The sequence below is a fragment of the Bacillus cereus group sp. Bce041 genome (assembly GCF_052646455.1).
The window spans coordinates 506,606-520,756 of record NZ_JBQXON010000001.1; the positions used below are offsets into that span (position 1 = coordinate 506,606).

Genomic DNA, 14,151 nt, shown 5'->3' on the forward strand with positions numbered 1-14,151 from the left:
AACGTGATCCAATCACGTTCTTTTTTCATTATACGTTCATCTTTTCCTTTAGTTGTAATCCTGTAACAGATTCTAATACATCCATCGATTCTCCAAATGTCATATCAAAAATTGTCTTGTCCTCTATGTATGGAAACTGTCTGAAACGCTTTTCTAACACCTTCACAGCATCTGATGTAAAGTTTGCACTATCAATGCCAAATTCTGTTTCAAGAAGAACGATCCAATCTAACACATGAAAACCTAATCCATTGACGAATGAAATCAATTTTTCTTCTGGATTTGAAGATAAGAATACTTGGCGTTCCATCTCACTAAAAAGTTCTTCTCCTAAGATTTCAGCTAACTCATCATCATGTTCACGTTCAACAAGTTCTTCGTAGCCGTAATCATCCACAAGCTCTTCTACTTCTTCACTATCCTGACAAAGCAATTGACTAAGAAGTGCCTCTTTCTTAAATTCACTATTTTGTACGACTTCTAAAAAGCTCGTTTCCCATCCATTTTCTAATTTCATATTATGTACTCCTTTATATACGTTTCTTATCATCACTGTACCCAAAAGATCACTTTTATAACCTTTTAGGTAGTTACTATTATTTCATATGATTCATAACATAAGATGCAAACTCAGCTACATCTCCTTCAAAAATATTTATTTCTGGCAAGTGATAGAACGTTGTTTGGAGCGGGTTTCCTGCATGATATACATATATCGTTTTCTCTAGTGCAATCGCCATTCCAAACTCTGTATGGCTCCCATTTCCGCCATCTAATATAAGTAAAAATACATCCGCTTCTTTTACAGCATTTTGTTCTGCCTGACCAATTTCTCTTAATTGTTCTTCATTTGCTGCTTTTTCGTTTTTGGTCCAATTATATGTATGGTGCCATCCTGCATGTTTCAGTTCATTTGCTACGGAACGTACAAGATGTTTATTTTGGAAACCTGAGGCGATATAAAAATTCATTTATATACACTCCTTCATTATGTATGGGGAAACTCCTTTTTAGCGTTATTTGTTATAGCTACAATAAAGAACAACTTCAAAAAAAATCCCCATCTTTAAAACTTATTTGCGTTTAAATGATGGGATGCTTCATGGTCTTCTTTTATTTTTTGTTTTTTATAACTTTCATCAGCTAACATTTCTAGTTCAGCTGTTATCTCTGACTTTTCAAGCTCTCTTTCTTGCGAAAATTTCCTTGAAATATAAACAATAACACTACCAACGTACAACACAAAGCATATAATAAGTGCAGTATTTTCATAGAGACTTAGCTCCAACACAGTCACTCCTAATCCATTCGTATTTTCACGCCTCATTAATTGGAATTTCCCTATTAACCCATTTGTTATCCCGCTATTTGAGGGCAGTAAGACTCCCTCCTCAAAATTCAGTAACAGTAAAGAAGTTAGATGTGGGATGCACCCAACTGATTAAAGTTTCACTTTATTGTAACATAAAAATATCAATTCTTGGAATCTTTCACCCTACTAAAAGAGGCATGATTATTTCATCATGCCTCTGAAATATTTTGAATGATTGTTTTAATTGCTTCTTTTCCATTATATTTTTTTAATGCTATTTTATACTTCTCATTATTTTGATTTAATTCTTCGACATACTTTATAAGAGATTTTACATTTACATCTTCTTCATATAATACGGAGGCATATCCTTGTCTTTCAAAGGACTCTGCATTTAATATTTGATCTCCACGGCTTGCAAATTTCGATAATGGAATTAAAACCATCGGCTTTTGTAATGTTAAAAATTCAAAAATTGCGTTGGAGCCCGCGCGTGAAATAACAAAATCTGTTACCGCTAATATATCTGGCAGTTCTCCATGTACATATTCAAATTGTCTATATCCTTCTTTATTTTGTAAACTTTCATCAAGGTTACCTTTTCCGCAAAGGTGAACAATTTGATACTTTTTAAGAAGTTCTGGTAATGCTTCTCGAGCCGTATCATTAATTTTTTTCGCGCCCAAGCTGCCTCCCATAATCGTAATAACTGGCTTTTTACGTGAAAAACCTAAAAACGCTAAACCTTTTTCACGATTTCCCTTCAGCACTTCTTCACGTACAGGAGACCCCGTATATATTACTTTTTCTTTCGGTAAATGTTTCGCTGCTTCTTCAAATGTAACAAATATTTTCGAAGCAAAACGAAGCGCAATTTTATTTGCTAGTCCTGGCGTCATATCAGATTCATGTAATAAAACTGGTACTCTATTTAGCCATCCGCCAATTACGACTGGTACAGATACGAAACCGCCTTTTGAAAAAATCACATCTGGTTTTAGTTTTCGAATTCTTACATACGCATCCATAACACCCTTCATTACAAGAAAAGGATCTTTTATATTTTTTAAATCAAAATAACGACGTAGCTTTCCACTCGAAATACTATAGTAGGGAATGCCTTCCTTTTCTATAATCGTTTTCTCAATACCTTGGTGAGAACCAATATAAGAGATATCCCAGTTGTCTTCCTGTAAATATGGGATAATGGCTAAATTAGGTGTTACATGTCCTGCCGAACCGCCACCTGTAAAGACTATTTTCTTCATACGTCTCCCCCTTCTAGACTATAATACACTAAAATATCTTGCCTCAGGGTGAGAAAATACCATAGCCGTTACGGACGCTTCTGGCTCCATCATGAATCCTTCTGTTAATGAAATACCTATTTCCTCTGGATGAATTAAGCGAAATAGCTTTTCTTGATCTGCAAGTTCTGGACACGCCGGATAACCAAATGACACTCGTATTCCTCTATATTTCGTACGGAAACGTTCTTCCATCGTCAGTTCAGGTGAGTCCGGAATGCCCCAGCGGTCACGAATGAGCATATGTGTTTTTTCAGCAAGTCCTTCCGCTAATTCAAGCGCTAACGATTGAATGGCATGACTACGTAGGTAATCACCTTTCGCCTTCCACTCTTCAGCAATATCCCGAACTCCTTCCCCAACCGTAACAGATAAGAAAGCAACATAGTCCATCTCATCTCCTATTGGGCGCAAATAATCACCTAAAGTACGATAGGGAGCCTTTCCTTGTCTAGGGAATGTGAAACGCTCTATAACACGCGTATGATCTTCTGGATCATATATTACAATGTTTTGTCCGTCGCTTTGCGCTGGGAAAAATTGATACACTGCTTTCGGCTTTAACCAAGATTGTCCTTCCTGCAATAATTCATCTATTAAATCATTTAATTCATGTGCTCTCTTATCTCCCTCTTTCAAAAGCTTCTTCACATTTCCTTTTAATCCAAGGTGATGCCCAAGTAGCATTTGTCTATTCAGAAATGGTGCGAGATGAAGGGCTGGAACATCTCGTAATACAATTCGTTTTGTTGAATCAGGCACCATAACCTCTGATTTTGGTAATGGCTCAATTACTGCTGGAATTTCTACTTTCTTCTCCTCTTTTTTTACGATATGAAGATGACGTTCTTTTTTATCCTGCTTCATCTTCTCACGCTCTTCTTCTTTTTGAAGCTTATTAATAATATCGAGCCCCGTCATCGCATCACTCGCATAACAAACGAGTCCTTTATATGATGGTGAAATCCGATTATCTGTAAACTTTCTCGTTAACGCTGCACCACCTACAACAATGGGCACATCAATATTTGCCGCTTTTAAATCTTCAGCAGTCGTTACCATTTGTTGCGCTGATTTTACTAATAAACCTGAAAGGCCTATAATGTCCGGCTTCTTTTCTTGTACTTCTTGAACAATTCGATCCGAACGTACATTAATTCCTAAATTAATAATCTCATATCCGTTATTCGCTAAAATAATTTCAACGAGATTTTTCCCAATATCATGCACGTCACCTTTTACAGTTGCTAACAATACTTTCCCTTTTTTCGCACTATCACTAGATTCCATATGTGGCTCTAAATAGCTTACAGCGGCTTTCATACTTTCGGCACTTTGCAATACTTCAGCAACAATAAGTTCATTATTATTAAATAGTCGTCCTACCTCGTCCATCCCTGTCATAAGCGGACCGTTAATAATATCAAGAGGTTTTCTTCCTTCTTCAAGTGCAAGACTTAAATCCTCGTGTAATCCTTGTTTCGTACCTTCTACAATATAATTTGCTAGTCTTTCATCAAGCGTTAACGTTTCTTGTACAACGACATCTTTCTTTTTAGCAACTCGGTAAAAGTTTGTAAATTCTTCTAACGTCTCTTTCGTCGTTTCAAACAGTAATGCATCTGCAAGGCGTTTTTCTTCCTCTGGAATCGACGCATAGCGTTCTAATTTTTCCGTATTCACAATCGCGTAATCTAATCCTGCTTTCGTAGCATGGTATAAAAAAACTGAATTTAATACTTCACGTCCAGCCGGTGGTAAACCAAATGATATGTTACTTACACCTAAAATCGTTAAACACTCTGGTAACGCTTCTTTAATAAGGCGAATTCCTTCTATAGTCGCTGCCGCTGAGCCAATATATTCTTCATCACCTGTCCCTACTGGAAACACAAGTGCATCAAAAATAATATCTGACGGGCGTATCCCATACTTCTTTGTAAGTAATTCATAGCTTCTTTTCGCAATTTCTATCTTTCGTTCCGCACTAACCGCCATACCGTCTTCATCAATTGTTCCTACAACTATAGCGGCACCATACTTCTGAAGAAGCGGTGTCACTTTTTTAAATCGTTCTTCTCCATCTTCTAAATTAATTGAATTAATAACAGCTTTTCCTTGAATATAAGTAAGAGCTCGCTCCATCACATTTTCATCTGTTGAATCAATCATAATCGGTACTTTTAAAACTTTCGTAACTTCTGCTAAGAAGTTTTCCATATCTTCTATTTCATCGCGATCAGGATCTGCCATACAAATGTCAATAATATGAGCATTTTTCTTCACTTGCGCTCTTGCCACTTCAGCAGCCTCTTCAAATTTCCCTTCTGCTACTAAGCGTTTAAATTTACGTGACCCAATAACATTCGTTCTTTCACCTACAAATAACGGTCTCATAGACTCATCATATTGCAGTGCTTCTAATCCACTAATTCCATGTCCTTCTCTCTCATGATGGTCACGAGGCCTAAGAGATGCTAGCGCGGATTTCATTGCTTTTATATGTTCTGGTGTCGTGCCACAACAACCACCAATAATATTAATCCATCCTTCTTCAGCAAATCGCTTCACCTTTTCAGCAAGAGAAGATGGAGATTCATGGTAATGTCCATCTTCATCAGGAAGACCTGCATTTGGATAACAAGAAATGTAACACTCCGATAAATCAGATAGTGAACGAATATGGTCCCTCATAAACTCCGGACCAGTCGCACAGTTTAACCCAACAGATAATGGTTTCATATGTTCTACTGATAAATAAAAAGCTTCAATTGTTTGCCCAGCCAGAGTCGTTCCCATTGGCTCAATCGTTCCTGAAATCATAATAGGAACCGTTTTTTTCAGTTCTTCAAAAGCGGCTTGAATTCCAATATAAGCTGCTTTCACGTTACGCATATCTTGACTCGTCTCAACGAGTAATACATCAACTTCTCCTTTTAATAATCCTCGTGCCTGCCTTGTATAAGCCTCAATCAATTCTTCAAAAGTCACACCACCTGTAACACTAATTGCTTTCGTTGTTGGTCCCATCGCTCCCGCAACATATACTTCCTTCCCGCTTTCTTTAACAGCTTGCTTCGCCAAAAGTGCTGCCTTTTCATTTAGTTCTTCATCTAAATGAGACAGATCATAATCACTTAGTACAATATTCGTTGCCCCAAATGTATTTGTTTCAATAATATCCGCTCCAGCTTCAATATAAGCTTTATGAATCTTTAAAATAACGTCTGGTCTTGTTTCCACTAAATATTCATTACAGCCCTCGTACTCTTCTCCTCCGAAATCTTCAGCAGTTAAATCCTCTTGCTGAATCATTGTCCCCATTGCACCATCTAATATTAAAATGCTATTTTTTAATTTTTCTTCTATACACTTCATCAATTAATACCTTCTTTCACTTCTTGCTTTTCTCTTACATATTTAACAAGATGTTCTGTAATTTCATACTTTAAAAATGGTGTAATAAGATAAATACCATTAAAATATTTCATCGCTGCGTCGACCAATTCTTGTGAAATGCGGATCCCTTCCTCAATTGCTGCCTCTTTTGTTTCATGTCCATCCATTCTCTCTCTTATTTCTTCAGGAAGAGTAATACCCGGCACCTCAAAATGAAGAAAATCTGCATTCCGCTTACTTACTAACGGCATAATTCCAATAAAAATAGGTTGTTCCAAATGCTTTGTCGCTTCATACACTTCTTCAATTAACTTGATATCGTAAATTGGCTGAGTTAAAAAATACTCCGCTCCAGCATCTATTTTTCGTTCCATTCGCTTAACCGCTGCTTTTAAGTGCCTCACGTGAGGATTAAATGCGCCGCCTACAGAAAACCTTGTCGCCGGTCCAATTGATTTCCCTAAAATTGAACGTCCATCGTTCATTTCTTTAATCATTTTAATAAGCTCAATAGAGGATAAATCATATACAGAAGTGGCACCGGGAAAATCACCAACGCGCGCTGGATCACCAGTTAAAGCTAACACTTCTTCCATCCCTAACGCCGATAAACCTAACAAATGAGATTGTAGTCCAATGACGTTATGATCTCTACACGTTAAATGCGTCAATACTGGGATATCATGCTTCGTTAATAACGCACCCATCGCCATATTAGAAACACGAGGCGATGCTAATGAATTATCTGCTAGAGTAATAGCATCTGCTCCCGCTCTTTTTAACGCTCTTGCTCCTTCAAAAAAACGCTGTGTATCTAACGTTTTCGGTGGATCTAATTCCACTACAACTGTCGTTTGTTTTTTCGCTTTCTCTGCTAGAGTGACGTGAGCCTTCGAACGTTTCTCATGCGTATGAACGACTTTCGGCCTTTGAATCGTGTCTTTTTCTATTACAGGGGTAATATTCGCAACAGCGCGCTTCATACTTTGAATATGTTCTGGAGTCGTACCACAACAACCACCCAATAACCGAATACCTTGCTCAATAAATCTCGGTGTCATCGCTTCAAAATAAGCTGGGCTTCCCTCATATACGTAACGTCCATCCACATAATTCGGGAGGCCTGCATTTGGGTATGCTGATAAATAGCCATTTTGAGGAATCGATATCATTTTGAAAGCTTCCGTCATATGAAGCGGCCCTAGTTGACAATTCAATCCAACAACATTTGCACCGTAATCTATAAGTTGCTTTAATATTTCATTGACATCATTTCCATTTTGAGTCGTACCTGCTTCATGTAACGCTAATTGCGCAACAATTGGAATATTCGTTTGCTTACGCAATACTTTAACGGCATGAAGTAATTCAAATTCATCGTAAAAAGTTTCTAATAGTAATCCATCAACCTGTTCTTCTAGTAAAGCCCCTGCCTGTTCAAGTAACATAAACTCTCTTTCCATATCAGTCGTTGTAACAGCTCCGATATGTTTCATACCACCAATTGTTCCTAAAATTGCATTTTTATCTGTCACAGATGCTTTCGCTAGTTTTACTGCCGCTCTATTAATTTCTGTAACTTGATTTTCTAAACCATACATACGTAATTTCGCCTCATTTGCTCCATACGTATTCGTTTGAATTACATCTGCTCCAGCAGCTACATATTGTTTATGAATCGATATAATTAAGTCTGGATCAGATACATTCAATTCTTCAAAGCTACTTTGCAAACCATGTGAATGCAATAACGTCCCAACCGCACCATCACCTATTACAATTCCTTTTGATAATAAATCTAGTAATTTCACGACTCTCCCTCATTTCTATCAATATAAAAACCCCCTCTTCACTTTGAAGAGGGGGACATAATCGTTCCTCCTCTTATTATGCAAAACATTCGTTTTGCAGGTATTAGCACCGTTTCAAACATTTCGTTTGAAGGTTGCCGGGTTTCACAGGGCCTTTCCCTCCACCGCTCTCAATAAGAGTTGTCTTTATTATTTTATTTATGTAGCTAAAAGGAAATGCGTTCCCCTTTTAACAATGTTTGTAAATTTTTTAATAAATTTAGCATGCACAAAAGTAAAAGTCAATGACACTTGCGGAAAAATAAAAATTATTTAAAATAAAGTTGCAATTCAGTTATATTTTATTGTAAAGTTAAAAACATAATAAAAATTTCATACGAACATTCTTATCTAGAGAGGTAGAGGGACTGGCCCTGTGACGCCTCAGCAACCATTAACATTTTGTTAATAAGGTGCTAATTCCAGCAAATTGTGAAAGATTTGACAGATGAGAAGAAGACTCTATTCAAACCGAAAGCCTTCTTCTTAGAAGGCTTTTTTTATTTTATATTCACTTAATGTTTCAATTTAAAAAGGAGGAATTTTCATATGTCAACAATCGAAACAAAACTAGCACAAATCGGAAATCGCAGTGAAACTACAACCGGAACGGTTAATCCACCAGTTTATTTCTCAACCGCTTATCGTCACGAAGGAATTGGTAAATCTACTGGCTTTGACTATTCACGAACTGGCAATCCAACTCGAGGTCTTTTAGAACAGGCGATCGCAGACTTAGAATATGGCGAACAAGGTTATGCCTGTAGTTCAGGGATGGCGGCTGTTCTCCTCGTCCTTTCTCTATTCCGCTCTGGAGACGAACTTATTGTATCTGAAGATTTATACGGGGGAACGTATCGATTATTTTCTGAGCATGAAAAAAAGTGGAATGTTCGATGTAGATACGTAAATACACAGTCTATTAAACAAATTGAGCAAGCTATCACAACTGAAACGAAGGCTATTTTCATAGAAACTCCAACTAATCCATTAATGCAAGTTACTGATATTGCTGCTGTCGCAACTGTAGCGAAAAGGAACGGACTACTCCTTATTGTAGACAACACTTTCTACACACCTTATATACAGCAACCATTAACAGAAGGTGCTGACATTGTACTTCATAGCGCAACGAAATATTTAGGGGGACATAACGATGTACTAAGCGGGCTTGTCGTTGCAAAAGGAAAGGAACTTTGCGAGGAAATCGCTCATTATCATAATGCATCAGGTGCAGTTTTAAGCCCATTTGACTCATGGTTATTAATTCGCGGTATGAAAACGTTAGCGCTTCGCATGAGGCAACATGAAGAAAATGCGAAAGCAGTTGTTGCGTATTTAAATGATGAAGACGGGGTGACAGATGTATTTTATCCAGGAAGAGGCGGCATGATCTCATTCCGCCTTAAAGATGAAGCTTGGATTAATCCATTCTTACAATCTTTATCCTTAATTACATTTGCCGAAAGTCTTGGTGGTGTAGAAAGTTTAATGACTTATCCAGCAACGCAAACACATGCTGATATTCCTGAAGAAATTAGAACAGCAAACGGCGTATGCAATCGTCTTCTTCGATTCTCAGTTGGCATTGAAAATAGTAACGATTTAATTCAAGACTTAAAGCAAGCAATTAAACTCGTAAAAGAAGGTGTAAGAATATGAGCTATTCTATAGATACACTCTTACTACACAACCAATATAAACACGACTCGCAAACAGGCGCTGTGAACGTTCCTATTTATAACACATCAACTTTTCACCAGTTTGATGTAGATACGTTCGGAAAATATGACTATAGCAGGTCAGGAAATCCAACTCGTGAAGCTCTTGAAGATATCATTGCTTTATTAGAAGGCGGAACAAAAGGATTCGCCTTTGCATCAGGCATTGCAGCGATTTCCACTGCATTCCTCCTTCTTTCACAAGGTGATCACGTACTCATTTCAGAAGATGTGTACGGAGGCACTTACCGAGTGATAACTGAGGTACTCTCCCGTTACGGTGTTTCACATACATTTATTGATATGACCAATTTAGAAGAAATAAAACAAAACATTAAACCAAATACAAAGCTCTTTTATGTAGAAACACCTTCTAACCCACTTTTAAAAGTGACAGATATTCGCGAGGTTTCTAAACTCGCAAAATCTATTGGGGCTCTTACTTTTGTTGATAATACATTTTTGACACCACTATTCCAAAAACCACTTGAACTTGGAGCTGATGTCGTTCTTCATAGTGCTACAAAATTTATTGCTGGTCATAGTGATGTTACTGCCGGATTAGCAGTAGTAAAAGATTCAGAACTCGCTCAAAAGCTTGGATTTTTACAAAATGCATTCGGTGCTATTTTAGGACCTCAAGATTGTTCTCTCGTACTTCGCGGTCTAAAAACATTGCATGTACGCCTCGAACATTCAGCTAAAAATGCCAATAAAATCGCACATTATTTACAAGAGCACTCTAAAGTAAAAAATGTCTATTATCCGGGATTACAAACTCATCTCGGATTTGATATTCAACAATCTCAAGCAACATCAGCTGGAGCGGTCTTATCGTTTACTTTGCAGTCAGAAGATGCACTCCGCAAATTTTTATCAAAAGTAAAATTGCCTGTTTTTGCAGTTAGTTTAGGAGCTGTAGAGTCAATTCTTTCTTATCCAGCAAAAATGTCACATGCAGCACTGTCGCAAGAAGCTCGTGATAAAAGAGGAATCTCTAATTCATTACTTCGGTTATCAGTCGGTCTTGAAAATGTTAACGATTTAATATCCGATTTTGAAAATGCCCTTTCTTATGTAGAAGAGCCTGTAAATGCATAGAGAAAAAGAAGATATGAGATTAGGTTTTCATATCTTCTTTTTATGCGGTTTAGCTATATTCATTTGAATTTCTTCTTTTCTTATAGTCCATAAAAAATAAAAGTATATCATCTATTTCTAAATAATGGATTAATTGATATATTAAGAAATAAAAAGGGGTGAAAATAATGGATACTTGTGCAGATATTTTAATCGTTATCGATTTACAAAATGGCGTATGTTATAGCGAGGAGCATTTATTTGATTTACAGAACTTACTAAAAAAAGTAAATAAAAGAATTTCTTCATATAGAAAATTAAATAAACCAATCCTTTTTGTTCAACATTGTGATGATGATTTAGTACCCGAGAAAGAACTTTGGGCTATTCATACCGATCTAGATGTTCAAGAACAAGATTTTTTTGTAAGAAAAACACATGCAAATGCATTTTATAAAACAAACTTAAAAGAAATTTTAGATCAATTATCTGTAAATCGCATTGAATTTTGTGGTGCCCAAACAGAGTACTGTATGGATGCAACGATTAAGTTTGCCCACGGACTAGGATACGAAAACTTTATGGGACAGAAAACAACCTCTACGTTGAATAATCCTTTTATGTCCGCAAAAGAGACAATTGATTTTTATGAGAACATATGGAATCACAGATTTTTAACGTTGCTAAAAGATGAATTTTAGAATAAATGACTAATGACTTGATCATCCTAAGATTTATCAGCCGTAATCAAATATTTCATTATCACCATAAAGAAGCGAATGACATTCAGCTTCTTTTCTTTTAACCTGTTTTATATTCTATATATATCATTATAATTCCTTTGTCATATTATTTTAAAAATTTCGTATATTCATTTGAAAGAATAAGAAAATCATGATAAAATTGTGTTACAAATATATCTATATCTTTCAATTTTTAAAACGCATCGAAATTTTCACCCAAAAATGTCATTTTACAAAAACATGCTAATTTACCTATTTTATTTACATCCGGGTCTCTTTTCTTACAATTTCTTTACTTTAGGACTTTTTTTCTGCAACAACTATTTTCTTTTCTTTAAATTTTTGGTATGTATAGTATGGTATAATAGCTCACACGGAGGTGGAAAAGAACATGTTAGAAACCTTTCAAAAAGAATTAGAACTATATGAAAGTAATGCAGAATTATTAAAAGTGCTAGCTCATCCTGTTCGTTTATGTATCGTAAAAGGATTAATCGAGCGCGGTCCAAGCAACGTTTCTACAATGTATACTGGCTTAAACATGCCACAATCTACAATTTCACAGCATTTAGCAAAATTAAAAAGCGCTAAAATCGTTTCTAGTGAAAGAAAAGGATTGGAAATTTATTACAAAGTAGAGAATGAAACAATCATTCAACTCGTTCGCGTATTATTAGGTTAGGGACTAATAATCGCAGAAAAAGAACGTATTCTATATTTTTTATCTCATATCTTTAATATAAATATATATCATGAGAGGAAATATATAATACTACATAAGTCGTATTAAAAAACAAGACACAGTATATACTGTGTCTTGTTTTTTATATTGTTACATACCGATCCAAATGTAAATGTTGCATATCTTTTGTATGTATAACAACATCAAACGAACTCCCTACTCCTCCATTTAAAATCATAGAACGAACTGCTCGATTTTGTTTTTGCGTTTCAGAAAAAGGATTCGTATCTTGATGGCTCGTAAGCTGTTCTAATATCCCTGCAGCTAACAAGAACTCAGATTGTTTCTTATGCCATACTGCACTCATTCCTTGCATACTAAACATCTCCTTTAGCTCGTCCCAATGAACATGAGTAGTAAGATCCATTTCACCTGGATGCGCTAGTGGGTTACGCATTAGCTTATGCTGATAATATCCTCGCAAACTTCCTTCGCGGTGTGCTGGATGCATCCATTCTTCTTTTGTGTATCCGTAATCAACTGTAATACATATACCTTTTTGAAACCATTTCGAAATTTCTTTTATATACTCCTCCATAACAATTGGTACTTCAAAACGTTGCCCTTCAGCAATATGAATATTATATTTCAATAAATAGCGACCAATTCTTTTATTTAACGGCCTACATACTTCTGAAAGGTTTCCTTCCTCTGTATATGTAATACGTACTTCATACAATATACCATTTCTTTTCTCAATTACTTCAACAGGAAATGCATCAAACAACTCATTCGAAAAAAGAATTCCCTCAAAAGAATCTCCCATTTCACTATAGGAGGTATAGTACGATACATTAGAAAATGAGCCAAGTTGCTCCTGCTGTAATTTCCTATGAAAAGGGCTCACTTCAATCATTGAATAGTTTAAATTAATAAAGGTGTTTGGAGATAATTGCTTCCATTCTTGTAAAACATCATAGGCAAACTTCCCTGTTCCTCCGCCAATTTCACAAATATTCGGAGCAACTTCACCATTTTCAACAAGACGAATAAAAAGTTTAGCAAAAGTTTTTGCAAAAACAGAGGATACATTGCTACTTGTAAAAAAATCCCCTTGTCTTCCAATCTTTTCACGTTCTTTCATATAATATCCATGACCTTCTGTATACAATACAAGGTTCATATACGTACTATATGAAATTGAATAATCCTTTTCTTTCCCCATCCATTCTCTTAAAATGAGCTCCATTCCCATAATGACTCCTTATTGTAAAAACGGATTATTTTCTTTTTCAAAGCCAATGCTTGTTTCTGGACCATGTCCACATAAAACCGCTGTTTCATCTGGTAATACAAATAATTTCTCTTCAATACTTCCAATTAATTCAGCGAAACTTCCACCAGGTAAATCTGTTCTTCCAATGCTCATTTGGAACAATACATCTCCTGAGAATACAGCATTCGCCTCTTTACTATAATAAGAAATACTTCCTGGAGAATGTCCTGGTGTCTCAAAAATTTCAAAATTAAATGATCCAATTGTTAATGTACCTTCTGCATCAATAATATGATCCGCTGGTTTTGCTGTAATACTGCGGTTCATCATAAAAATTTGAGAGCCGTTTACAGTTGCATCTCCTAACCAATCTGCTTCTTCTTTATGTACGTACACAGGAATATGAAAAGTGTCTCTTACCGCATCAACAGCACCGATATGATCAAAGTGAGCATGTGTTAATAAAACAGCTAATGGTTTTAATTGTTCTTCTTGTAAATATGTAACGAGCTTTTCACCTTCATGACCAGGGTCAAAGATAATGCACTCTTTTTGATCGTTCATTAAAATATAAGCATTCGTTTGTAATGGGCCTAACGGCATTTGTATCCATTTCATATAAAAATCTCCTCCAGTTATTAAAAACTTACTTTTAATGATACAACATTTCTTTCTCTTAGGAAAAGAAAGGATGCTATCTCGACAATCATTTTTAAAACATGTACAATATAAAAGAGTAAATATTCCAAAAACTCATAATAAGAAATGGGTAGACAGAGGA

Annotated in this window: 12 protein-coding genes and 2 riboswitches; of the genes, 4 read left to right on the forward strand and 8 right to left on the reverse strand. The window is 35.9% G+C overall.

Going from position 1 to position 14,151, the window contains the following annotated elements:
- Positions 1-28: 28 nt before the first annotated feature.
- The 6 genes from ACUN13_RS02675 to ACUN13_RS02700 form a co-directional block, all read right to left on the reverse strand.
- Positions 29-517, reverse strand: a complete 489-nt coding sequence (locus tag ACUN13_RS02675) for a hypothetical protein (protein WP_000764267.1) — start codon at positions 515-517, stop codon at positions 29-31.
- A gap of 79 nt (positions 518-596) precedes the next feature.
- The gene (locus tag ACUN13_RS02680; RefSeq protein ID WP_445423654.1) at positions 597-971 is read right to left on the reverse strand and encodes a nucleoside 2-deoxyribosyltransferase; all 375 of its coding nucleotides are present in this window, start codon (positions 969-971) and stop codon (positions 597-599) included.
- 95 nt (positions 972-1,066) lie between these two features.
- A complete protein-coding gene (locus ACUN13_RS02685; protein WP_001250699.1) occupies positions 1,067-1,327 on the reverse strand; it encodes a DUF3966 domain-containing protein in 261 nt (86 codons plus the stop codon).
- 194 nt (positions 1,328-1,521) lie between these two features.
- Positions 1,522-2,580 carry an undecaprenyldiphospho-muramoylpentapeptide beta-N-acetylglucosaminyltransferase gene (gene murG, locus ACUN13_RS02690; RefSeq protein ID WP_000724775.1) on the reverse strand — a complete coding sequence of 353 codons (1,059 nt, stop codon included), beginning with the start codon at positions 2,578-2,580 and terminating at the stop codon, positions 1,522-1,524.
- A gap of 18 nt (positions 2,581-2,598) precedes the next feature.
- Positions 2,599-5,997 carry a methionine synthase gene (metH, locus tag ACUN13_RS02695; protein WP_000649677.1) on the reverse strand — a complete coding sequence of 1,133 codons (3,399 nt, stop codon included), beginning with the start codon at positions 5,995-5,997 and terminating at the stop codon, positions 2,599-2,601.
- The gene (locus tag ACUN13_RS02700; RefSeq protein WP_000770352.1) at positions 5,997-7,829 is read right to left on the reverse strand and encodes a bifunctional homocysteine S-methyltransferase/methylenetetrahydrofolate reductase; all 1,833 of its coding nucleotides are present in this window, start codon (positions 7,827-7,829) and stop codon (positions 5,997-5,999) included. The genes metH and ACUN13_RS02700 overlap by 1 nt, the downstream gene beginning before the upstream one ends.
- Positions 7,830-7,899: 70 nt before the next feature.
- Positions 7,900-8,009, reverse strand: a riboswitch (SAM riboswitch).
- Positions 8,010-8,212: 203 nt separating this feature from the next.
- Positions 8,213-8,323, forward strand: a riboswitch (SAM riboswitch).
- A gap of 94 nt (positions 8,324-8,417) precedes the next feature.
- Here ACUN13_RS02700 and metI point away from each other — a divergent pair.
- The 4 genes from metI (at position 8,418) to ACUN13_RS02720 (ending at position 12,094) form a co-directional block, all read left to right on the forward strand.
- The gene (gene metI / locus ACUN13_RS02705) at positions 8,418-9,530 is read left to right on the forward strand and encodes a cystathionine gamma-synthase/O-acetylhomoserine thiolyase (protein WP_000103897.1); all 1,113 of its coding nucleotides are present in this window, start codon (positions 8,418-8,420) and stop codon (positions 9,528-9,530) included.
- Complete coding sequence (metC, locus tag ACUN13_RS02710) at positions 9,527-10,690, forward strand: cystathionine beta-lyase (protein ID WP_025687685.1); 1,164 nt, start codon at positions 9,527-9,529, stop codon at positions 10,688-10,690. Before metI ends, metC begins: the two co-directional genes overlap by 4 nt.
- A 167-nt stretch (positions 10,691-10,857) precedes the next feature.
- Positions 10,858-11,370: a cysteine hydrolase family protein gene (locus ACUN13_RS02715; protein ID WP_025687684.1), complete on the forward strand. Its 513-nt coding sequence runs from the start codon at positions 10,858-10,860 to the stop codon at positions 11,368-11,370.
- A gap of 433 nt (positions 11,371-11,803) precedes the next feature.
- The gene (locus ACUN13_RS02720) at positions 11,804-12,094 is read left to right on the forward strand and encodes an ArsR/SmtB family transcription factor (RefSeq protein ID WP_000894377.1); all 291 of its coding nucleotides are present in this window, start codon (positions 11,804-11,806) and stop codon (positions 12,092-12,094) included.
- Positions 12,095-12,236: 142 nt separating this feature from the next.
- Here the strand turns inward: ACUN13_RS02720 and ACUN13_RS02725 are convergent, their stop codons facing one another.
- Together ACUN13_RS02725 and ACUN13_RS02730 are read right to left on the reverse strand one after the other, a co-directional pair.
- Complete coding sequence (locus tag ACUN13_RS02725) at positions 12,237-13,349, reverse strand: class I SAM-dependent methyltransferase (RefSeq protein WP_025687683.1); 1,113 nt, start codon at positions 13,347-13,349, stop codon at positions 12,237-12,239.
- Between the two features lie 9 nt (positions 13,350-13,358).
- A complete protein-coding gene (locus tag ACUN13_RS02730) occupies positions 13,359-13,988 on the reverse strand; it encodes an MBL fold metallo-hydrolase (protein ID WP_000871233.1) in 630 nt (209 codons plus the stop codon).
- Positions 13,989-14,151: the final 163 nt, after the last annotated feature.

Excerpts from the sequence above, each read along its gene's own strand:
- ACUN13_RS02675 (WP_000764267.1), bottom strand. The coding sequence starts at position 517 with ATGAAATTAGAAAATGGATGGGAAACGAGCTTTTTAGAAGTCGTACAA.
- ACUN13_RS02680 (WP_445423654.1), bottom strand. The coding sequence starts at position 971 with ATGAATTTTTATATCGCCTCAGGTTTCCAAAATAAACATCTTGTACGT.
- ACUN13_RS02685 (WP_001250699.1), bottom strand. The coding sequence starts at position 1,327 with ATGAGGCGTGAAAATACGAATGGATTAGGAGTGACTGTGTTGGAGCTA.
- murG (WP_000724775.1), bottom strand. The coding sequence starts at position 2,580 with ATGAAGAAAATAGTCTTTACAGGTGGCGGTTCGGCAGGACATGTAACA.
- metH (WP_000649677.1), bottom strand. The coding sequence starts at position 5,997 with ATGAAGTGTATAGAAGAAAAATTAAAAAATAGCATTTTAATATTAGAT.
- metI (WP_000103897.1), top strand. The coding sequence starts at position 8,418 with ATGTCAACAATCGAAACAAAACTAGCACAAATCGGAAATCGCAGTGAA.
- metC (WP_025687685.1), top strand. The coding sequence starts at position 9,527 with ATGAGCTATTCTATAGATACACTCTTACTACACAACCAATATAAACAC.
- ACUN13_RS02715 (WP_025687684.1), top strand. The coding sequence starts at position 10,858 with ATGGATACTTGTGCAGATATTTTAATCGTTATCGATTTACAAAATGGC.
- ACUN13_RS02720 (WP_000894377.1), top strand. The coding sequence starts at position 11,804 with ATGTTAGAAACCTTTCAAAAAGAATTAGAACTATATGAAAGTAATGCA.
- ACUN13_RS02725 (WP_025687683.1), bottom strand. The coding sequence starts at position 13,349 with ATGGGAATGGAGCTCATTTTAAGAGAATGGATGGGGAAAGAAAAGGAT.
- ACUN13_RS02730 (WP_000871233.1), bottom strand. The coding sequence starts at position 13,988 with ATGAAATGGATACAAATGCCGTTAGGCCCATTACAAACGAATGCTTAT.